The sequence below is a fragment of the Polynucleobacter sp. IMCC 30228 genome (assembly GCF_021395205.1).
GTDB lineage: Bacteria > Pseudomonadota > Gammaproteobacteria > Burkholderiales > Burkholderiaceae > Polynucleobacter.
In genome coordinates this window covers 1-20244 of sequence record NZ_JAJVCS010000006.1, presented here as the reverse complement: position 1 = coordinate 20244, position 20244 = coordinate 1, and the positions used below count along the sequence as shown (strand labels likewise).

At 46.2% G+C, this 20244-nt stretch carries 19 protein-coding genes and 1 tRNA gene; 14 read left to right on the top strand and 6 right to left on the bottom strand.

Translation table 11 applies throughout. From position 1 onward, the window contains the following. Nucleotides 1–5 precede the first annotated feature (5 nt). Complete coding sequence (trxB, locus tag LZT21_RS10840; protein ID WP_233924699.1) at nucleotides 6–962, bottom strand: thioredoxin-disulfide reductase; 957 nt, start codon at nucleotides 960–962, stop codon at nucleotides 6–8. 50 nt (nucleotides 963–1012) lie between these two features. On the opposite strand from trxB, the gene LZT21_RS10835 reads away from it, so the two are divergent. From LZT21_RS10835 to serS, 3 genes are read left to right on the top strand one after another with little or no spacing between them, the layout of a single operon-like run. Further along, the gene (locus LZT21_RS10835) at nucleotides 1013–3322 is read left to right on the top strand and encodes a DNA translocase FtsK (RefSeq protein ID WP_233937589.1); all 2310 of its coding nucleotides are present in this window, start codon (nucleotides 1013–1015) and stop codon (nucleotides 3320–3322) included. Beyond that, nucleotides 3322–4077 (top strand): outer membrane lipoprotein carrier protein LolA, encoded by a 756-nt coding sequence (locus LZT21_RS10830; protein WP_233990806.1) that lies wholly within the window; start codon nucleotides 3322–3324, stop codon nucleotides 4075–4077. Before LZT21_RS10835 ends, LZT21_RS10830 begins: the two co-directional genes overlap by 1 nt. A 4-nt stretch (nucleotides 4078–4081) precedes the next feature. Beyond that, nucleotides 4082–5389: a serine--tRNA ligase gene (gene serS, locus LZT21_RS10825; RefSeq protein WP_233990804.1), complete on the top strand. Its 1308-nt coding sequence runs from the start codon at nucleotides 4082–4084 to the stop codon at nucleotides 5387–5389. Here serS and LZT21_RS10820 read toward each other — a convergent pair. Further along, a complete protein-coding gene (locus LZT21_RS10820; protein WP_233990802.1) occupies nucleotides 5386–5808 on the bottom strand; it encodes a type II toxin-antitoxin system VapC family toxin in 423 nt (140 codons plus the stop codon). The genes serS and LZT21_RS10820 overlap by 4 nt on opposite strands. Then, nucleotides 5808–6053 carry an AbrB/MazE/SpoVT family DNA-binding domain-containing protein gene (locus tag LZT21_RS10815; RefSeq protein ID WP_233990799.1) on the bottom strand — a complete coding sequence of 82 codons (246 nt, stop codon included), beginning with the start codon at nucleotides 6051–6053 and terminating at the stop codon, nucleotides 5808–5810. Before LZT21_RS10815 ends, LZT21_RS10820 begins: the two co-directional genes overlap by 1 nt. Before the next feature lie 113 nt (nucleotides 6054–6166). Between LZT21_RS10815 and LZT21_RS10810 the strand changes: the two genes are divergently transcribed. The 3 genes from LZT21_RS10810 (at nucleotide 6167) to LZT21_RS10800 (ending at nucleotide 7331) form a co-directional block, all read left to right on the top strand. Then, nucleotides 6167–6256 (top strand) — tRNA-Ser (locus LZT21_RS10810). A gap of 91 nt (nucleotides 6257–6347) precedes the next feature. After that, complete coding sequence (locus LZT21_RS10805) at nucleotides 6348–6998, top strand: outer membrane protein (protein ID WP_233990797.1); 651 nt, start codon at nucleotides 6348–6350, stop codon at nucleotides 6996–6998. 24 nt (nucleotides 6999–7022) lie between these two features. After that, nucleotides 7023–7331, top strand: a complete 309-nt coding sequence (locus tag LZT21_RS10800; protein ID WP_233936475.1) for a hypothetical protein — start codon at nucleotides 7023–7025, stop codon at nucleotides 7329–7331. A 33-nt stretch (nucleotides 7332–7364) separates the two neighbouring features. Here LZT21_RS10800 and LZT21_RS10795 read toward each other — a convergent pair whose 3' ends face one another. After that, complete coding sequence (locus tag LZT21_RS10795; RefSeq protein ID WP_233990795.1) at nucleotides 7365–8318, bottom strand: reductase; 954 nt, start codon at nucleotides 8316–8318, stop codon at nucleotides 7365–7367. Between the two features lie 195 nt (nucleotides 8319–8513). Here LZT21_RS10795 and LZT21_RS10790 point away from each other — a divergent pair, with 195 nt between their 5' ends. From LZT21_RS10790 to nadB, 6 genes are all read left to right on the top strand, one after another. Then, nucleotides 8514–9746: a cytochrome c peroxidase gene (locus tag LZT21_RS10790; RefSeq protein WP_233990793.1), complete on the top strand. Its 1233-nt coding sequence runs from the start codon at nucleotides 8514–8516 to the stop codon at nucleotides 9744–9746. 94 nt (nucleotides 9747–9840) lie between these two features. Continuing rightward, nucleotides 9841–9987 (top strand): hypothetical protein, encoded by a 147-nt coding sequence (locus LZT21_RS10785; protein WP_233924685.1) that lies wholly within the window; start codon nucleotides 9841–9843, stop codon nucleotides 9985–9987. Next, nucleotides 9988–10212: a hypothetical protein gene (locus tag LZT21_RS10780; protein WP_233990791.1), complete on the top strand. Its 225-nt coding sequence runs from the start codon at nucleotides 9988–9990 to the stop codon at nucleotides 10210–10212. Nucleotides 10213–10435: 223 nt separating this feature from the next. After that, the gene (locus LZT21_RS10775; protein ID WP_233990789.1) at nucleotides 10436–12250 is read left to right on the top strand and encodes an NAD(P)H-dependent oxidoreductase subunit E; all 1815 of its coding nucleotides are present in this window, start codon (nucleotides 10436–10438) and stop codon (nucleotides 12248–12250) included. Next, entirely contained in the window at nucleotides 12247–15132 is a 2886-nt protein-coding gene (gene fdhF / locus LZT21_RS10770) for a formate dehydrogenase subunit alpha (protein WP_233990787.1), read from the top strand. Before LZT21_RS10775 ends, fdhF begins: the two co-directional genes overlap by 4 nt. A gap of 13 nt (nucleotides 15133–15145) precedes the next feature. Then, nucleotides 15146–16762 carry an L-aspartate oxidase gene (nadB, locus tag LZT21_RS10765; protein ID WP_233936491.1) on the top strand — a complete coding sequence of 539 codons (1617 nt, stop codon included), beginning with the start codon at nucleotides 15146–15148 and terminating at the stop codon, nucleotides 16760–16762. Between the two features lie 7 nt (nucleotides 16763–16769). Here nadB and nadC read toward each other — a convergent pair whose 3' ends face one another. Continuing rightward, nucleotides 16770–17639: a carboxylating nicotinate-nucleotide diphosphorylase gene (gene nadC, locus LZT21_RS10760; protein WP_233990784.1), complete on the bottom strand. Its 870-nt coding sequence runs from the start codon at nucleotides 17637–17639 to the stop codon at nucleotides 16770–16772. Between the two features lie 17 nt (nucleotides 17640–17656). Continuing rightward, on the bottom strand, nucleotides 17657–18802 hold the full coding sequence (gene nadA, locus LZT21_RS10755) for a quinolinate synthase NadA (RefSeq protein ID WP_233990782.1): 1146 nt from the start codon (nucleotides 18800–18802) through the stop codon (nucleotides 17657–17659). 88 nt (nucleotides 18803–18890) lie between these two features. Between nadA and LZT21_RS10750 the strand changes: the two genes are divergently transcribed. Both LZT21_RS10750 and LZT21_RS10745 read left to right on the top strand, forming a co-directional pair. Next, on the top strand, nucleotides 18891–19784 hold the full coding sequence (locus tag LZT21_RS10750; protein ID WP_233924678.1) for a peptidylprolyl isomerase: 894 nt from the start codon (nucleotides 18891–18893) through the stop codon (nucleotides 19782–19784). A gap of 9 nt (nucleotides 19785–19793) precedes the next feature. Further along, the gene (locus LZT21_RS10745; RefSeq protein ID WP_233990780.1) at nucleotides 19794–20120 is read left to right on the top strand and encodes a hypothetical protein; all 327 of its coding nucleotides are present in this window, start codon (nucleotides 19794–19796) and stop codon (nucleotides 20118–20120) included. Nucleotides 20121–20244: the final 124 nt, after the last annotated feature.

The window sequence follows — 20244 nt, the reverse complement described above, 5'->3', positions numbered from 1 at the left end:
AAGCTTTACTCAAGCCCCTCTAAATAACGCTGAGCATCCAGTGCGGCCATGCAACCTGTACCCGCACTGGTAATTGCTTGACGATAAATGTGGTCTTGCACATCACCTGATGCAAATACCCCAGCAATATTCGTAGCCGTAGCGTTACCTTGTAAGCCCGAATGGGTTTTGATGTAGCCGTTATGCATTTCAAGCTGACCAATAAATAATTCGGTATTGGGTTTATGGCCAATGGCGATAAACGCGCCAGTGAGCGCGATATCTTCGGTTTTGCCATTTGCTTGACGAATCCGCACACCTGTAACGCCTTTTTCATCACCCAACACTTCTTCTAAGGTCGAATTGAGTTTGAGCTCAACTTTCCCCTCGGCTACTTTAGCCATCAGGCGATCATTCAAAATGGGCTCAGCCCGAAATTTATCGCGCCGATGAATCACCGTCACCTTTTTGGCAATGCCAGTGAGGTAGAGTGCTTCTTCAACCGCAGTATTGCCACCACCAACAACGCAGACGTCTTGATTTTTATAAAAGAAGCCGTCGCAGGTGGCGCAACCTGAAACGCCGCGCCCCATAAACGCTTCTTCACTGGGTAAGCCCAAATATTGGGCCGATGCGCCAGTAGCAATGATGAGGGCATCACAGGTATAGGTGCCAGAGTCACCCACAAGGCGAATCGGCTTTTCTTGTAAGGCAGCCGTATGGATGTGGTCAAAAATAATTTCGGTATTAAAGTGTTCCGCGTGCTTTAAAAAGCGCTCCATGAGTTCCGGGCCTTGAACTCCTGCAGGGTCGGCTGGCCAATTCTCAACATCAGTAGTGGTCATCAGTTGACCGCCTTGGGCCAAGCCAGTAATTAGGGTGGGCTGTAAATTAGCTCGGGCCGCATACACTGCAGCTGTATAGCCTGCGGGGCCAGAGCCAAGAATGAGAACTTTGCTATGTTTGATATTCGTTGTATTCATCCCTAAATTATAGGTTTCCTTGGGGTGGGGGTGTTTACAATCAAGGAAATATGGCTCGAACCGTCTTTCCTCAATCGAATTCAACCCAACCCCCTAATTCCAGCGGGCAGGGCAGAATGCCCCGCTTATTATTGGAAGCCCGCTGGTTTGTTTCGCTGGGTTTATGTTTGGCTTTATTTGCAATACTGATTACGTATTCCAAATTAGATCCTGCTTGGTCACACGCTAGCTTTGATGTACCAACCAATTTAGGGGGTCGGACGGGTGCCTGGATTGCCGACCTAATGCTTTATGTCTTTGGTCTGTCCGCATTTTGGTGGGTTATCTTGTTTGGTAGGCGCGTTTTTACCGGTTGGAAAGAGTTATGGAGCACTCCAATGCCCCCCGACCCCGAAGCGAAGCCCGACTCCTTGTTACTGCGATGGTTGGGCTTTGGCCTCACTTTGCTTGCCAGTATGGGCTTGGAATCAATTCGCTTACATTCTTTGTCAATTGCATTACCTAGGCCCCCTGGGGGAGTTTTAGGTGAGTTAATTGGCGATCCTTTGCAAATGGCAGTTGGCTTTACCGGCTCAACAATCATTTTATTATTTGCGCTGTGCGCAGGCTTATCGCTCTTCCTCCACTTTTCTTGGCTCAATTTGGCCGAACAAGTTGGGCGGTATATGGAGCTCGGGTATCGGCGTTTGCGCGAACGGCGTGAAAGCGAAGTCGATCGTAAAGTGGGTGAACAGGCCAGTGTAGAGCGCGAAGAGTTTGTCGAGGAAGTGCGCGGTCGTATTGAAATCATGGCGCCAGTCCAAATTGTGCGCAGTGAGCCCGCGATTGTGCAAAGCGTGCGCGTGCAACGAGAAAAGCAACAACCCCTTTTTATTGATATTCCTGATTCTGAATTACCCCCACTGGCACTTTTAGATGCAGTGCCCGAGGCTAAAGAAACCATTTCTGCTGAGGTAATGGAATTTACCTCACGCTTAATTGAGCGCAAGCTGGATGAATTTGGCGTCGAAGTCAAAGTCATTGCCGCCTATCCAGGACCAGTTGTTACGCGTTACGAGATCGAGCCAGCAGTTGGCGTTAAGGGTAGCCAAATCGTTAACTTGTCGCGCGACCTTTCGCGATCTTTGGGTCTTGTGAGTATGCGGGTGGTAGAAACCATTCCCGGTAAAACTTGCATGGCTCTCGAGTTGCCCAACCCCACTCGTCAATCGGTATATCTCTCGGAGATTTTAAGTTCTCAGGTTTATAACGATAACCACTCTTTATTGACACTGGCCTTAGGTAAAGATATCTCTGGCGCGCCAATGGTGGTTGACTTAGCGAAGATGCCACACTGCTTGGTAGCAGGTACTACTGGCGCTGGTAAATCGGTGGGTATTAACGCCATGATTTTGTCTTTGCTATTTAAGGCTAAGCCAGATGAAGTGCGCCTCATCATGATTGACCCGAAGATGTTAGAGATGTCGGTGTATGAGAAGGTGCCGCATTTATTGTGCCCCGTTGTGACTGATATGAAGCAAGCCTATAACGCGCTGAATTGGGCCGTTAATGAAATGGATCGCCGTTACAAATTAATGAGCAAGTTTGGCGTACGCAATTTAGCCGGCTTTAATCGCAAAATTGTTGAAGCAGAAGAAAAGGGCGAGAAACTAACTAATCCCTTTAGCTTAACCCCCGATGATCCAGAGCCGCTGTATAAAGCCCCCGTGATTGTGGTGATCATTGATGAGTTAGCCGACTTAATGATGGTCTCAGGCAAAAAGATTGAAGAGCTCATTGCGCGTATCGCACAAAAAGCGCGCGCTGCAGGCATTCATTTGGTGCTAGCGACGCAGCGTCCCAGCGTTGACGTGATCACCGGCCTAATCAAAGCCAATATTCCGACGCGTATTTCGTTTCAGGTCAGTAGCAAAATTGATAGTCGAACCATTCTGGATCAGCAAGGTGCTGAGGCTTTATTAGGCATGGGCGACATGCTCTATATGGCTCCTGGTACTGGCCTACCGATTCGGGTGCATGGCGCTTTTGTCTCGGATGATGAAGTGCACCGCGTGGTTGACTGGTTAAAAGAAAAAGGTGAAGCCAATTACATTGATGGCGTGCTTGAAGGCGCCGATGAATCGACGATGGATGTCTTGAATGGCGGCGGTAGCGGTGGTGAAGCCGACCCCTTATATGACCAGGCAGTTGCGATCGTGCTGGAAAACAAACGCGCTTCCATTTCCTTGGTGCAACGACATCTACGCATTGGCTACAACCGCGCTGCTCGTTTACTGGAAGATATGGAAAAAGCGGGTTTAGTTTCGAAGATGAGCGGTAGTGGGAATCGCGAAATTTTTGGCCGGAAGGCTGAGGAGTAATGCGCATTACAGGTTTGCATTGTTGTCTGGTAGTAAGTTTGGCGATCTATGGTTCCTATGCGATAGGAGTAGCCCCTAATAAAGCCTCGCAAACTAGTGCCGCAATCAATTCGGCCGCTCCTTACGGCGCTAGTACCGACACCGTTTCTGCTACTGAACAATTACGCCAATTTGTGCGCAACTCTAAAACGGCAGAAGGTGATTTTGTGCAGCAGCAATTGCGTGCACCAAAACCGAATGAGTCGCAAGATAAAGGTTTGAAAGTGATTCGTCAAACACAAGGCCATTTTTATTTTCAGCGGCCTGGGCGGTTTGCCTGGGAGACCAACAAGCCTTATGAACAAAAGCTAATTAGTGATGGCAAGCAATTAATTATGTGGGATAAAGACCTAAAGCAAGCTACTTATCGGCCAGTAGGCGATGCTCTTGCTGCCACACCTGCAGCAATTCTGTTTGGCGAGGCAGCACTGGATGAGCACTTTGATCTGGTTGAAGATATCGAACACAATGGCTTGCGTTGGGTTGATTTAAAGCCGAAAGTAAAAAAAGGCGGTGCACCTGGTAATCCAGATTTGGCTTACACTAAAATTTCAGTAGGAATGAAGGGTGGCTTACCAAGCGCTTTAGAATTACTTGATGGCCTAGGCAATGTAGTGCTGGTGAGCTTTAGTCAATATCAATTAAATGTAAACTTCGCACCGAGTCGGTTTAGTTTTAATCCCCCGACAGGAACCGAAATAGTGAAATTAAAATAAACCGATGATTGATCCCCAACTTTTACGTAAAGATATCGAGAGCGTTAGAGCGCGCCTCTTCAGCCGTAAGTTTGAACTTGATGTAGCGCAATTTGCCCTTTTAGAAAATGAGCGCAAGCTATTACAAACTCGTACCGAAGATTTACAGGCCAAGCGCAATCAATTGGCTAAAGCCATTGGCATGAAAAAAGGGAAAGGTGAAGACGCTAGCGCTGAAATGAATGAGGCCACGCAAATTAATCTCGATATGGAAATGGGCGCTGCGCGCCTAGCTGTGGTGCAAACAGAGCTACACGATTTTTTAATGGGTATCCCTAACTTACCCGATGCATCTGTACCTCTTGGTAAGGATGAAACTGAAAATCAAGAAATTAAAAAAGTGGGCACTATTCCTTCTTTTACTTTCGACATAAAAGACCATGTTGATTTAGGTGCGCCATTAGGTCTAGACTTTGAGGCTGGCGCTAAGATTAGTGGCGCACGCTTTGTCGTTTTAAAGGGCCCGATTGCCCGATTGCATCGGGCCTTAAGTCAATTCATGATTGATTTACACGCTACTGAGCATGGCTACCAAGAAATTTATGCGCCCTATATTGTAAATGCGGCATCCATGCGCGGTACGGGACAACTACCCAAGTTTGAAGATGATTTATTTCGGGTGCCGCGCAAAATGGGCGCAGAAGACGGAGGCATTGAGGAGGAGAACTTTTATTTAATTCCTACAGCAGAAGTACCCGTGACTAATTTAATGCGTGATGAGATCGTCGCTGCTGAGCAGTTACCCTTGAAATTTGTAGCACATACTCCTTGCTTTCGATCTGAAGCGGGTAGTTATGGGCGCGATGTACGTGGCATGATTCGCCAACATCAATTTGATAAAGTTGAGCTAGTGCAAATTGCTAAGCCCGATGAATCGATGGCTGCACTTGAAAACCTCACTAGCCATGCAGAGAAAGTGCTTGAGCTACTCGAGCTACCGTATCGCCGAGTTTTACTTTGCACCGGTGATATGGGTTTTGGTAGTACTAAAACCTATGACTTAGAAGTCTGGATTCCATCACAAAAAGCCTATCGTGAAATTAGTTCTTGCTCGAATATGGGCGATTTTCAAGCCCGCAGAATGCAGGCTCGCTTTAAGCTGGGACAAGCTAAGCCTGAAATGGTGCATACCCTAAACGGCTCGGCCTTAGCGGTGGGAAGAACCTTAGTAGCATTGCTAGAAAATAATCAACAGGCCGATGGCAGTATTGCAATACCTAAGGCTTTACAGGGCTATTTGGGTGGGTTGGATGTATTGAAACCAGCGCGTTAAACTAATATTAACTTTAATTTCAGTCGCTTACTATTTCTAGCTAAAGTCTTATCTAGAGTAACGATTGCTTCAGCCTTGAGTTGTATTGCCGTAGCAAGATGAAGGGCATCAGCCGATCTTAATTTGGATGAGCTATCGAGCGTAAGGATGGCAGCACTGTAAAAATTTTTGTTATCAATAGAAAGTAATTCAATATTGGTGTTGCAAAGTTGTTGGAATACGCCCCAAGATTCATGACTTTGTTTTTTATTTACTTGCCCTGTTCTTTCTTTAATACTGAGCGCGCTGGCAAATTCTGTAAATGCCCATGCAGAGGAAATTAATTTCGTTTTGCAGCTTTGGTACCAATCGGCTACATCATTACTTTTGGGTTCCCGTGTGCATAGTGCCACTAAAACGCTGGTATCAACATAAATCATTAATAACGCGCCTTGGAACGAAGCTCTTCAATAACTGATGAACCCATTGGCATAGATGCACGTACGCGTTTAAGCTCGGCAGATAAGGCTATTCGATCGAAAGTGATGGGGCGAAGATGTAATGAGCCATCTAGGCTGAGTGTTACTTCAACTTGGTCACCATCTTTGAGGGGTATTTGACGGATAAATTCAGCCGGAATTCGTACGGCTAGACTATTGCCCCATTTAGAAATTTGTAAGTTCATGGCGTATCGAGACTTTCAAGTAAAAAAACTATATCTATTTTATAGATATACACTAATGTATATCCATTGTAGTACAGAAAGCGAGAAAACCGCAGGTATAATTTGATTAACTCGGAGAGGTGGCAGAGTGGTCGAATGTACCTGACTCGAAATCAGGCGTACTGTCAAAGGTACCGTGGGTTCGAATCCCACCCTCTCCGCCATAAGCCTATATAAATTAATAGCCATTAGCTATGCTACGATTTAGGCATAGATTTTCCACATTTCATAAAAATAGTAACTAAGGGCAGATGTATGAAAGTTAAATCATTAATAGTAGGCATTGGATTCATTAGCCTTACTACCCCTGCTTTAGCCCAGTCCGTCTTTGAAGGCTTTTATGGACAAGTTGGTATTGGTTATGAGAACTCAACCCCAAGCTATTCAGGCGGCACTTTGAATGGCATCACCTCTGGGCCGCTTTATTCTTATGGCATGTCAGGTGGCACGACCAATAGTTTTGCAGCTACGGCAACGGTTGGCTATTACTTTCCAGTCACAGGCAACTTCCTCCTTGGTATTGGGGCAGAGTATTCACCCTTATCGGGTAATAGTAGTAATGCCACCGTGACGATTCCAGCGCTCAAATACAGCGAATCCCAATCAATTAAAAAAGGTGACTCGTATAACCTCTTTATTTCTCCTGCTTACGCTATTGATAAAGAGAAGCTGGCTTACGCTAAGGTGGGCTACTCTAATGCCAATTATGAAATCGGTGGAGGCAACGACACCTATAACGGTTACTCCTTAGGTCTTGGCTATCGCCAAATCATTCAAGGCAACTGGTACGGCTTTGCTGAAGTCAATTACACGAGTTACGGCAATCAAAATGTCGCTACTAATGCATCAGGCACAGCGAGCTTTAAAGTCACTAATGCCCTAGTAGGCGTTGGTTATAAGTTTTAGTACATGAATAACTAAGGATAAATCATGCGTACCTATATAACTTCACTACTCTTAGCAACAACCCTCATACTGGCGTCTTGCGGTGGCGGTAACGATATAGCCTCAAGCGGAGCTAGTGCCGTAAGTGCGGCTGCTCCAGTAACAACAAATGATGCTACGACTACTGCATCAACCCCTACTGAACCCAAGATCAACGGTCAGGTTGATGAGCGCACTGGTGTAGCGCCAGTAATTGCCAAAGCAAATCTAGGACACCAATATTGCGTCACCTGCTCAAGCTGCCATGTTCCTATGGATAGAAATCTCTCCTTCTGCCCACCCCGGACCAACTAGACCTTAGTCTAATTGATTGGTGTACAGAGCGCCCTAACTACCCACTGTTTGTATCCGTAAGTCGCGCGCAGCAATACGCACTTTTTCGGCTTCCTCTCTGAGGGTTTTAATTTCTGTAGGGGATAGGCGTTCAATATTAGAGTAGTCTAATTTCCATTGCGCGTCTGTCGACCAAATTAATGGTGACTGAACGGTAGTGCGGGGTGCAGGGGCAGATTCTAGAATGCGTAATGCCAGTTCAAAATTGGTATCTTGTGAGGCTACATCATTGGGTATAGCAGCCGCATTCCCCAAGGGGAAGTCGCTAAATAACAGTCGTGGCACACCGCAATATTCAACGATATCTTTAGCTGCTCCCATAATGACCGTGGCAATGCCTTGCTCTTCAAGGTAGCGCGCCAGCAAACTTTGGCATTGATGGCAAATGGGGCAGTTTGGAATGAGGATGGCTACGTCCACCCCATCGGCTTTGCAGAGACTAGCAATTGCTGGCGCATCAACTTCAAGGGTGTGACGTTGACTTCGATTACTGGGTAGGCCATAGAATCGTGGCGATAAAGCGCCGAGGCGCATACTTGCGACTGCTCTTCTAGCGGCAGCCAAAGGAAACCACGCATTCATTTCGGCCATATCGGCATTTTTACGATCTACCCCTACGTGTGAGATCCGTAAATCCGGGTCTATTGTCGTTGGACCTGAGTACACCTCATAAAACTTGGCTAGTGCGTTATAAGCAGAGCCGGGGCCTTGATTGCCTTTGTCGGCTTGGTAAGGAGCGGCGGTAGTGATTAAAGCTAGAGTCGATTCCCTGAGAGGCTTTTTTAATGGGCTAAATGGCACGGTTAGATAGTGTGCCCAGACATATGGGTTTTCATAGCCAAGCCCTAAATAATAGGAGCGCGTGCGTTGCATATAAGAAACTGGCTGATCCCAAGAAGGGGCGAACTCGAGCTCTTCAACCATGGTATTTTTCTGTGTGGCGGTCATGGGGAAAACCTTTTTCAATCAATCAAAATGAAAAGATGAACAAGCGTAAAACGAGTTTAATTGATCCTTCCAAACCCTGATAATAATTGCTTTTTCTGGATAATTGAAGAATTTATAAGGATGAACAATGCAAGGTAATTGGATGATCAAGTTATGGTAAATTATTTTGAATAAATTTACCTTGGGCCGTATATAGTGATCAATAAAAATCCGCCTTTATTACTATCCCTGGCTTGTCTATTTTTAGTGTCATCTTGCGGGGGTGGTTCAAGTGGCACATCATCTGCATCTACCTCAAGCAGCACCTCATCGCCTACAAGCGTGGCAGCCACCACCTTGTCGGTAGCCGACGCTTTGTTTCATGAGAAAGCGTTATCGGCTAGCGGCCAATTAGCCTGTTCTGGCTGTCATACCGATGAAACTGCGCATTCAACAGCTGCTAATGTTGCATTACCGCTTGGGGGCGCATCAATGAATCAGCAAGTTTTTCGGGCCGCTCCCAGCATTCTTTATAAAGCCGCAACCCCTGCATTTAGTTTTGATGCCGAGGGCAATGCAGTTGGTGGTTTTGATTGGGACGGTAGGGTAAATACGCTAGCAGCGCAAGCTTCCGGTCCCTTGTTAGCAGTGAATGAGATGGCTAATGCTAGTGTGGCAGACGTAGCTAGCAAGGTACGACGCCTATCTTATTTTAGTGATTTTGCCGCCGTATTTAATTTACCCGCCAATCCATCTGATCAACAGGTGTTTGACACTTTATTAACAGCTTTGCAAACATATCAACAAATTGATCCCGATTATTTACTTTTTAATAGTAAGTTTGATCGATTTTTAGATGGCACTGTAGCTCTCAGTTCGCAAGAGGCGCGTGGTTTAGCTACTTTTAATGATCCTAATAAAGGCAATTGCGCAAGTTGTCATACTAGTCAAGTGGGGCCCGGGGGCACAAGACCTGTGTTTACTAACTTTAAGTATGCCGCGCTAGGTTTGCCACGTAATACAAATATCGAGGCCAATGCCGACAGTTCTTTTTATGACATGGGCTTGTGTGGCCCAGTAAGAACAGACTTATCCGCTAGAACGAATTTATGTGGCCAATTTAAAATTCCCACCTTAAGAAATATTGCTTTGACAGCGCCTTATTTTCATAACTCAAGTATTGCTACTTTGTCTGATGCGGTAGGGTTTTATGCGACTCGCGATATCAACCCCACGCGTTGGTATCCAACAGTGAACGGCGCAGTACAAAAATTTAATGATTTACCAGCAGCATTGCGAGGTAATGTGATTCAAACTAGGCCTTTTGGCCTCGCTAATGGTGCTACCCCGATTATTAATGCTGAGGATGTTGCCGATATCACGGCTTTCCTCTTAACTCTCAGTGACGACAAGACTGCTGCGCCAGGAAGACCAACCGTAGGGCGGTAAGATTGTGGTTGATCAAATATAATGATAATGACCTATTCATCTGCTTTTGAGCTAAATTTGCTGATGAGTAATTTAATTCAACTTGGAGCTGCAAATGACTGAGTCATCATCAAATAAACCGGAATTTGGTAAAGAACAACAAGAAGAGGCTATCGGCATAGTCGCTTTCTACCTCATGCCTGTATGCGTTGCCATTGTGGTGTTAATTGGGGTTTATTTTGCTAAACAGTGGGCGGGTTAATTGCGCCAATTAACTTACCTTGGTTTTTTTCTTATTCCCTTTAGCCTCATTTCCTGCGGTTCAATTCAAGAGGCGGCGCAAGAAGATTGCGCTGGGGCAGGTTACCGGGCAGGATCTGCCGACTACAACAGCTGCGTTTCAGAGCGTATTCGTGAGCGTAATGCTGATTACAGCAACACTTTTTTGCCAAGTAACCAAGGTTTTCAGTCGACAGACTCGAAATAAGGACTTATTTAAGGGTTAACCCTAATAAGCGCTCTGGCTTTTTCACGCATTTCGCTTAGTTTGAGCTTAGTCAAGAGTTTTTAGGCGCCATTCATCAATAATGAATAGACTTTGTAATTCGTTATTTATCAAATGATTTATAAATCTAATACAATAGTAGATACGTTTTTAAGGTTACCTTGTTTTATTTTGCTATGACGTTAATCAATAAAGATTAGGACTAATGAATCATCCCAAACCTGCTGGTGAAATGAAGGCTGTTGCAGTAGCAACCATAGATGACTTAAGGCAGCGCATTCGTCAAAAAAGCAAAATGAAGGGTCGCCAGCCAGATGATATTTCTGTTGCCGAGGTGCAGCAATTAATCGGCTTACCGCCTTATCGGCGTGATTTATTAATTGAGTATTTACATCACCTAAATGATGAGTATCGTGCTTTGCATGATCGGCATTTAGTCGCCTTATCTAAAGTGATTAATGTATCCATGGCAGAGGTATATGAGGTCGCAACCTTCTACCATCACTTTGAAGTGGTCCGCGGTGATGATCCTGTCGCAGAAATTACTGTACGGGTTTGTAATGGCCTCTCTTGTGAATTGCATGGCGCGCAAGATTTGTTAGCCCGTTTGCCAAAAGTATTGGGCGAGGGAACCAACTTTGCGAATGTCAAAGTCATCCCTGCTCCTTGCGTGGGACGCTGTGAACAAGCCCCCATTGCCGTGGTTTCGCAATATCCTGTTTTGTTTGCCTCGGTCGATAAAGTCGTTGCGGCCGTAGAAACCAAATCAACCCATCAGCCGATGGGTAAAAATGATGGTGATTTCAATCCCATTAATTATGTGGAGAAGGGTATTTCTCCACAGGGCACTAATCAGCTAATGTCACCAGCGTATGTTGGTTACGAGGCGTATCGCGCTAAAGGTGGTTACCAATTAGCAATCGATGTGAGTACGGGTAAGCATAGCCCTGAGGCTGTATTAGTAGCCATGGAGAATTCAGGTTTACGTGGCCTAGGTGGTGCGGGCTTTCCTGCGGGCCGCAAGTGGCGGATTGTGAAAGACCAAGCCGCACCGAAATTGATGGCAGTGAATATTGACGAAGGCGAGCCAGGTACCTTTAAAGACCGCACTTATTTAGAGCGTGATCCCCACCGTTTTTTAGAGGGCATGCTGATTGCCGCTCAAGTAGTTGGTATCGAGACTTGTTACATCTATTTACGTGATGAATATCATGGCTGCCGTGAATTACTACAAGCTGAATTAGCCAAACTACAAGCTAACCCGCCATGCGCTTTACCTCGAATTGAATTGCGCCGTGGTGCTGGCGCCTATATTTGCGGTGAAGAGTCGGCGATGATTGAAAGTATTGAAGGTAAGCGTGGGGAACCGCGTATGCGTCCACCCTATATTGCCCAAGTTGGCTTATTTGGACGTCCTACCCTTGAGCATAATATGGAAACGCTGTATTGGGTGCGCGATATTGTGCAGCGTGGCCCTGAGTGGTTTAGTTCATTCGGTTTGAATGGTCGTAAAGGCTTACGTAGTTTTAGCGTCAGCGGCAGAGTAAAAGAACCTGGCGTGAAGTTGGCGCCAGCAGGCATTACGATTCAAGAACTGATTGACAATTATTGTGGTGGCATGCAAGCAGGCCATACGTTCTATGCTTATTTGCCGGGTGGTGCATCAGGCGGTATATTGCCAGCGACAATGAATACCATTCCACTCGATTTTGATACGCTGCAGCCCTATGGTTGCTTTATTGGCTCTGCAGCAGTGATGGTGCTAAGTGAGCAAGATAGCGCTCGTAATGCCGCTTTAAATATCATGCACTTTTTTGAGCATGAGAGTTGTGGGCAATGCACCCCTTGCCGGGTTGGTACAGGTAAGGCCGCCACTTTAATGCAAGCCAAACAGTGGGATCAATCAACCTTAGAAGACTTGGCTACGGTCATGGTTGATGCCTCGATTTGTGGATTGGGCCAAGCTGCACCGAATCCGATTCGTTGTGTCCAAAAATACTTCCCGCAGGAGATTGCATGAACGCACCCGTAAATCCGCAGGAACTCGAATTACAAACGGTGGAGTTCAAGCTCGATGGCAAAACAATTATTGCTTATGATGGCGAAACAATTTTAAAAGCAGCTAAACGCCATGGCATTGATATTCCCCATTTGTGTTTTAAAGATGGTTACGCACCCGATGGCAATTGCCGTGCCTGCGTGGTTGAAATTAATGGCGAACGTACTTTAGCCCCCAGTTGCTGTCGCAATGCCACTGCTGGTATGGAAGTCAAGGCGCAAAGTGAACGTGCCGTTAAAAGCCAGAAATTAGTTTTAGAAATGCTCCTCTCGGATATGCCTGATAAAGGCTATAAGTGGATCGGCGATGATGAGAGTATGCAGTTTGGTGAGTTAAGTAGTTGGGCCAAGCAAATGGATGTCACCGTGCGCCCAGAATTAAAGGCGCTACGCCGCGCGCAACCCAAGGCGGATATTTCGCATCCAGCCATGGCAGTGAACTTAGATACCTGCATTCAATGTAATCGTTGCTTGCGGGGCTGTCGTGATGAGCAAGTAAATGATGTGATTGGTTACGCGATGCGTGGTAACCACAGTGAAATCGTCTTTGATTTGAACGACCCCATGGGCGAGAGTACTTGTGTAGGCTGTGGCGAGTGCGTACAAGCTTGCCCCACCGGCGCATTGATGCCTAAAGGGTTAATCGGTTCACAAAAAGTGGATAGTAAAGTTGATTCAGTTTGCCCATTTTGCGGTGTCGGCTGCCAAATTACTTACAACATTAAAGATAATGTGATTGTTAGTGTTGACGGTCGCGATGGCCCTGCAAACCACAATCGTTTATGTGTGAAGGGTCGCTTTGGCATGGATTACATTCATAGCCCGCAGCGCCTTACTAAGCCCTTGATTCGTAAAACGGGTGTACCTAAGGATGAAACTGCGTCGCAAGACCCGAATGATTGGTCCAGCATATTCCGTGAAGCGACTTGGGAAGAGGCTTTAGATGTTGCAGCGAGTAAATTAAAGGGCCTCAATGAAAAATACGGCCGCAAGGTCTTGGCTGGTTTTGGTTCAGCTAAAGGCAGTAATGAGGAAGCGTATTTATTTCAAAAATTAGTACGCACTGGGTTTGGTAATAATAATGTCGACCATTGCACGCGCTTATGTCATGCGTCTAGCGTGGCTGCATTATTAGAGGGCGTGGGTTCAGGGGCCGTTAGCAATCAAGTCAATGATGTGGAAAACTCCACGATGATTTTATTGATTGGCTCAAACCCAACAGTAAATCACCCCGTTGCAGCAACATGGTTTAAAAATGCCGCTAAACGGGGTACTAAGGTGGTGTTAGCCGACCCACGTGTGACGCAAATGGGTAAGCATGCGTGGCGCATTATGCAATTTAAACCTGATACCGATGTAGCGATGCTTAACGCCATGATCTACACCATCATTGAAGAAGGTTTGTGTGATCAGGAATTTATTAAAAATCGTACTAGTAACTTTGAAGCCCTCAAAGAAAATGTCAAGGGTTATAGCCCAGAATTAATGGCGCCTATCTGCGGTATTCCATCAGAAACATTGCGTGAAGTAGCGCGCGAATTTGCGACGACGAAGTCGGCAATGATTTTATGGGGCATGGGCATTAGTCAGCACGTGCATGGTACCGATAATGCCCGCTGCTTAATTGCTTTATCGACCATTGCAGGTCAAATTGGTAAGCCAGGTTCAGGCTTACATCCCTTACGTGGACAAAATAATGTCCAGGGTGCTAGCGATGCGGGTTTAATTCCGATGATGTTTCCCAATTATCAGCGGGTCGATAACGCTAATGCGCATGATTGGTTTGAAAAATTCTGGAGGACCCCATTAGAGTCCAAACCTGGCTATACCGTGGTTGAAATTATGGAAAAGATATTAGCGGCGGATAGTGATCCCGATAAAATTCGGGGTATGTACATCATGGGTGAGAACCCCGCTATGAGCGATCCTGATTTAAATCATGCACGCCATGCCTTGGCTTCGCTAGAGCATTTAGTAGTGCAAGATATTTTCATGACTGAAACGGCTTTATTGGCCGATGTAGTCTTGCCAGCGAGTGCTTGGCCAGAAAAAGTTGGCACAGTGAGCAATACCGATCGCATGGTGCAAATGGGTAAGCGTGCGATTCATCCGCCAGGTGAGGCAAAACCCGATTTATGGATTCTGCAAGAGTTGGCCAAACGCATGGGCCTCAATTGGAAGTATGCAGGGCCTGATTCAGGTGTTGCAGAGGTGTTTGATGAAATGCGTCAAGCGATGCACGCAGCAATTAAAGGCATTACTTGGGATCGTTTAGAGCGCGAGTCAAGCGTCACTTATCCTTGTTTAAGCCCAGAAGATCCAGGTCGACCGATTGTCTTTAATGATGCTTTTCCAACAGCGGATGGCAAAGTCAAGCTGGTTCCCGCGGATATTATTCCCGCGAATGAACGCCCAAATGATGAATATCCCTTTGTTTTAATTACCGGCCGTCAACTTGAGCATTGGCATACTGGCAGCATGACAAGACGTGCGACCATACTGGATACGATTGAGCCGATGGCTACTGTCTCCTTGTGTGGGGATGATATGGTGCAGTTAGGCGTAACCACTGGTGATGTAGTGACGGTTGCATCACGACGCGGCACCATTGCAATTCATGTGCGGCGTGATGATGGCACTCCGCGTGGCGCAATCTTTATTCCCTTTGCATATTACGAGGCTGCGGCTAACTTAATGACTAACTCTGCATTAGATCCCTTTGGCAAAATACCTGAGTTTAAGTATTGCGCAGTTTCTGTAGTTAAAGGCGGTGATGCGGCGGTTAAATTAGGTTACGGTACCAACGATGAAATATCGAGTGACAAGGTAGCAGCGCACACCTAAAGTGGATACTGCATTGCAAAAAACCGCTGAATTGCCAGTGCTGATTATTGGCGCTGGTTTAGCAGGGCTCACAGTGGCTCTGCATCTTGCTAAAACCCAAGCCGTGATTGTGATGGCTAAGCGTAGCTTGGGTGAGGGCGCTACTGCATGGGCGCAGGGCGGAATTGTTGGCGTGCTAGATCAGGCCGATAGTGTTGATGCGCACGTTGCGGATACCTTAAACGCTGGCGCGGGTTTAGTCGATGAAACAACTGCGCGATATATTGCGGAAGAGAGTGCCGCGGCAATACAGTGGCTTGTTGATCAAGGCGTGCCTTTTACCACTGATGTAGCGGGCCCGCTAGGTTTGCACTTAACTCGCGAAGGTGGTCATAGTCATCGCCGCATTGCACATGCTGCGGATGCTACAGGCAAGGCAATTCATGAGGTGCTCTTAGATCAAGCGCGGTCGCATCCGAATATTCGTTTAATTGAACATTGGATTGCACTCGACCTTATTACGAATCGACACTTGTCGAGTAAGGATAAGAAAAAATTACCCAATCGCTGTTACGGCGTTTATGCATTAGATATTAATAATTCCAAAGTAGAGACCATTGCGGCTAAAGCCGTAGTTTTAGCTACTGGTGGGGTTGGTAAGGTCTATCGCTATACCAGCAATCCCGATACGGCTACGGGCGATGGTATCGCTATGGCCTGGCGCGCTGGATGCCGAGTGGGTAATATGGAATTTATCCAGTTTCATCCAACTTGCTTGTATCACCCCAGTGATCGTACTTTTCTAATTACTGAGGCCTTGCGTGGAGAGGGCGGCTTACTCAAGTTGCCTGAAGGTGGCGCTACCCAAGGCCTACGTTTTATGCCTGAACATGATGAGCGCAATGAATTAGCGCCGCGTGATATTGTGGCACGCGCAATCGATTTTGAAATGAAAAAATATGGCTTAGATCATGTGAATTTAGATGCTACCCATTTAGGTGCAGCGTTTATTCAAGAGCATTTTCCAATGATCTATGCGCGTTGCTTTAGCCTTGGAATTGATATTACTCAGCAAGCTATTCCTGTGGTACCTGCTGCTCACTATACCTGCGGTGGGGTAGTGACCGATTTGCATGGCCACACCGATTTACCTGGCCTATACGCTGTAGGTGAGTCTACTTATACGGGTCTGCATGGTGCAAATCGCTTAGCAAGTAACTCATTACTAGAATGTGTTGTCATTGGCAAAGCAGCTGCTGCTGATATTGATTTAGCAGTCACTCCTGAATTACCAAATTTACCTTTATGGGATGAAAGCCAAGTTGAAAATGCTGATGAGCAAGTGGTGATTGCCCATAATTGGGATGAATTACGCTCATTAATGTGGAATTATGTTGGCATTGTGCGCACGACTAAACGGCTTGAGCGTGCCTTACATCGCATTGAGCTATTGCATCATGAAGTGCAGGAATACTATGCCAACTTTAAAGTGACTCGCGACTTAATTGAATTGCGTAATCTGTTAGATTGCGCTGAGCTGATTGTGGAATCGGCCTTAATGCGTAAAGAAAGCCGTGGCCTACACTATAGTCGCGACTACCCTAATACAGGGGCAGTTTCTCTCCCAACAATTTTGACACCTAAGCAGTAGGCTGAATTTAGCTAGACCGCTTAGCTAGCATCCGCATTGAAAAATCAACAGCCTGCACATCTTTGGTCAGTTTACCAAGCGAAATTCGGTCTACACCTGTAGCTGCAATAGCACGCATCAACTCGATGCCAATACCTCCTGAAGCTTCTAATAGTGCTCTGCCTTGATTAATGGCTACCGCTTTGTGCATTTTTTCGATTGAGAAGTTATCAATCAAAATATTTTTTGCACCCGCTTTAATAGCTTCATCTAGTTCAGCTAAATTCTCCACCTCAATCTGAATGCTGACACCTTCATTGAGTTTTTCTGCGGCATCAAGCGCTGCACGAATGCTACCAGCTGCAGCGATGTGATTTTCTTTGATCAAAATACCATCCCATAAAGCCATCCGTTGGTTTTCACCACCGCCAATGCGCACTGCATATTTTTGCGCTTGGCGTAGGCCGGGTAAGGTTTTGCGGGTATCCAGCACAACACAGCCATTGGGGTTGGGACTTAGGCCAACTATCGCTTCCACATATTTTCTAGTGTTAGTAGCGGTAGCAGAGAGGGTTTGAAGAAAATTAATTGCGGTACGCTCTCCTGAGAGTAAGGCACGTACATCCGCTTTAATTTCGCACACTGGCGTATCGACAACCATCCAATCCCCTTCTTGATAAAACCAAGTCAGTACGGCTTTAGGATCAAGCGCTTGAATTGTCCCTTCAAACCAAGACTTACCACACAGCACGGCTTTTTGTCGTACGCTTAGCTGGCTTCGCCCTATTTTGCTGGGCACAAGTTGCGCAGTCCAATCACAAACGCCAATATCTTCCCTCAAGGCATCTTGAATATTGCGCGTACGGGCTTGGTCTAAAGTTTCGTTGGCATCAAACATGAGATCGCAAGTAATCCTTAAGCTGCGCCAATGTGTTTGACAAAGCCATGCTGGGCTTTAGCTAATAAATCGGGATGCTGGCTCGTGAAATCGAGCATCCGATCGATACAGATGAGGGCCTTTATTCTGGTGGCCTCTTCAATGAACACTTCACCTGTTTGATTTTCTAGTGCATCCAGAATGCCTTGCAGTCCATTCATCGCCATCCAGGGGCAATGGGCACAGCTTTTACAGGTAGCGCTAGTTCCCGCAGTCGGGGCTTCGATCAGTTTTTTATTGGGCGCCAATTGACGCATGCGGTGCAAGATGCCTTTATCGGTTGCGACAATGTATTCATTAGCAGAGCCCTCAACTACAGCCTTAATCATGGCAGAAGTCGAGCCCACCACATCGGCAAGTGCGATAACTGCAGCCGGTGATTCTGGGTGAACCAATATTTGGGCCCGCGGATATTGCAAGCGCAATAATTCCAGCTCGGTGGCTTTAAATTCATCATGCACAATGCAGGCACCATTCCAGAGCAACATATCGGCTCCAGTTTGCGCTTGAATGTAATGCCCTAAATGTCGGTCGGGAGCCCAGAGAATTTGTTTGCCCTGTTCTTTGAGGTGATGGACAATAGCTAAAGCACACGAACTGGTAACCATCCAATCTGCTTGGGCCTTAACGGCGGCACTCGTATTGGCATAGACCACTACGGTGTGCTTAGGGTGAGCGGCACGAAAGTCAGCGAATGCATCGGCAGGACACCCCAAGTCGAGTGAGCAAGTTGCATCCAAGTCAGGCATAAAAATGCGTTTGTCGGGGCTGAGAATTTTCGCCGTTTCACCCATAAAGCGGACGCCAACGACGATTAAATTTTTCGCTGCATGGGCCTTACCAAAGCGCGCCATTTCAAGGGAGTCAGCTACAAAGCCACCAGTTTCCATGGCTAAGTCTTGAATTTCACCATCGACATAGTAATGCGCCACGATCGCCGCATCTTTCTCGATTAAGAGGGTTTTAATGCGGTTAATCACCGCAGCCTTTTGGTCTCCCGAGATCTGGGGAGGTGTTTGAGCCCAAGCTTGCGCAGTGCAGGTTCTACCAGCGCCATCTTGCTGGGGATAATCAAAAGAAATGGGTTTTGACGAGGCTGGCATAGCCACAGAAACAGGATTCATACCAAATCTTAACCCGAGCGGCGGGTTGGTGCTTTAGTTGGTAATTTCATCGAAAATGCAGGATTCTCGACTCGAATACAATAAAGCTATGAAAAAAATTATCCCTATATTTGCTCTTGGCCTCATTAGCTTCAGCTTGCCTGGTCTTAGTCAGGCTCAAACTACGAGCCCTAATCCTATCCCAGCTATTGGGGCGAGTGGATCTGCCGCAACTGCAGACAAGAAAATGACCACGGTCTCAGAGACGAACGCTGAATTTTTTGCGACCGTCAATGGGCAGCCGATTTCGACTGGCTTGTTAGCCTTAAATATTCGCAATGCCATGGGTCAGGGTCAAAAAGATGGCCCTGAATTACAAAATGCCCTCAAGCAGGAATTAATTAACCGCAAATTGTTAACTGATGAAGCCACTAAAAAAGGTTTAGAGCGTTTGATTGATTTTCCGGATCAATATACGCAACTTAAGCAAACTTTATTGATTCAAGCCTTAGTTGAAAATCATTTCAGCACTAACCCCATTACCGATGCGCAATTGCAAACTGAATACGAGCGGCAGCGTAAATTGGTAGGCGAAAGTGCATCTGCGTTTCAGTATTACTTAAGTCAAATTGTTGTGCCTAGCAAAGCAGATGCAGAAGATTTAATCCGCCGCTTTCAAAAAGGGGAGCCTTTTGGAACAATGGCACAAGCATACTCGATCGATCAAGCCACGAAAGGTAGTGGCGGCCAATTGGGGTGGTTGTTTCCTGGTCAAGTGATTAAGCCAATTGCCGACGTGGTTGTCAAAATGAATAAAAGCGCAATTACTACTACCCCTATTCAAACTTCTGAGGGTTGGGTGATTATTCGCTTAGACGATAAACGGCCCTTTAAATTTCCATCCTTAGAAGAGGCGAAGCCGCAACTTCGCCAAGCCATGGTGCAGCAATATTTAGTTGAAACCGTAAAGAAATTACGGGAAACCGCGAAGATTGTGCAGTAATTTCTTACGATGAAAAAACGTCTTCCTGCGGTTTTTTCTGGAATTTTGGCAAGTGTGTTGATTTGCATTTGCTCGCAAGTGTTTGCGGGTGAGAAGGTCGCTTATCAAAATTGGATCGTTGATATGAGTGGGGTGACCACTGAGGCGTATACCGCGAATGATTCTAATTCTTCTTTTGGGCTTTTTTGCAGCGGTGAAAAATGCCTCTTTTATTTACATCAAGCCCTGCAGTGTCAGCCGAATGCTAAATATTCAGTGCTCATGAATAGTGCCAATCTATCTACCGCTTTGTCGATGCAATGTACGCAAATTGGTAATAATTTATTTCAAATCTGAACTGACCTGATTTTTAGTACCACTCCAAAAGAGAGGATTTTTGATAATCTTCACCCTAAAGGAGTGCTAATCATGGCTAAAGGTCAACGTCTTAAACCCGAACAAATTGTCACCCTGTTACGCC

What these genes read in the sequence shown, in the direction of transcription:
- LZT21_RS10815 (WP_233990799.1), bottom strand. Translation starts at nt 6,053, where the DNA reads ATGAACTTACAAATTTCTAAATGGGGCAATAGTCTAGCCGTACGAATT.
- serS (WP_233990804.1), top strand. Translation starts at nt 4,082, where the DNA reads ATGATTGATCCCCAACTTTTACGTAAAGATATCGAGAGCGTTAGAGCG.
- LZT21_RS10775 (WP_233990789.1), top strand. Translation starts at nt 10,436, where the DNA reads ATGAATCATCCCAAACCTGCTGGTGAAATGAAGGCTGTTGCAGTAGCA.
- LZT21_RS10820 (WP_233990802.1), bottom strand. Translation starts at nt 5,808, where the DNA reads ATGATTTATGTTGATACCAGCGTTTTAGTGGCACTATGCACACGGGAA.
- LZT21_RS10835 (WP_233937589.1), top strand. Translation starts at nt 1,013, where the DNA reads ATGGCTCGAACCGTCTTTCCTCAATCGAATTCAACCCAACCCCCTAAT.
- nadC (WP_233990784.1), bottom strand. Translation starts at nt 17,639, where the DNA reads ATGTTTGATGCCAACGAAACTTTAGACCAAGCCCGTACGCGCAATATT.
- LZT21_RS10805 (WP_233990797.1), top strand. Translation starts at nt 6,348, where the DNA reads ATGAAAGTTAAATCATTAATAGTAGGCATTGGATTCATTAGCCTTACT.
- trxB (WP_233924699.1), bottom strand. Translation starts at nt 962, where the DNA reads ATGAATACAACGAATATCAAACATAGCAAAGTTCTCATTCTTGGCTCT.
- nadA (WP_233990782.1), bottom strand. Translation starts at nt 18,802, where the DNA reads ATGAATCCTGTTTCTGTGGCTATGCCAGCCTCGTCAAAACCCATTTCT.
- LZT21_RS10830 (WP_233990806.1), top strand. Translation starts at nt 3,322, where the DNA reads ATGCGCATTACAGGTTTGCATTGTTGTCTGGTAGTAAGTTTGGCGATC.
- LZT21_RS10800 (WP_233936475.1), top strand. Translation starts at nt 7,023, where the DNA reads ATGCGTACCTATATAACTTCACTACTCTTAGCAACAACCCTCATACTG.
- LZT21_RS10750 (WP_233924678.1), top strand. Translation starts at nt 18,891, where the DNA reads ATGAAAAAAATTATCCCTATATTTGCTCTTGGCCTCATTAGCTTCAGC.
- LZT21_RS10745 (WP_233990780.1), top strand. Translation starts at nt 19,794, where the DNA reads ATGAAAAAACGTCTTCCTGCGGTTTTTTCTGGAATTTTGGCAAGTGTG.
- LZT21_RS10795 (WP_233990795.1), bottom strand. Translation starts at nt 8,318, where the DNA reads ATGACCGCCACACAGAAAAATACCATGGTTGAAGAGCTCGAGTTCGCC.
- fdhF (WP_233990787.1), top strand. Translation starts at nt 12,247, where the DNA reads ATGAACGCACCCGTAAATCCGCAGGAACTCGAATTACAAACGGTGGAG.
- LZT21_RS10785 (WP_233924685.1), top strand. Translation starts at nt 9,841, where the DNA reads ATGACTGAGTCATCATCAAATAAACCGGAATTTGGTAAAGAACAACAA.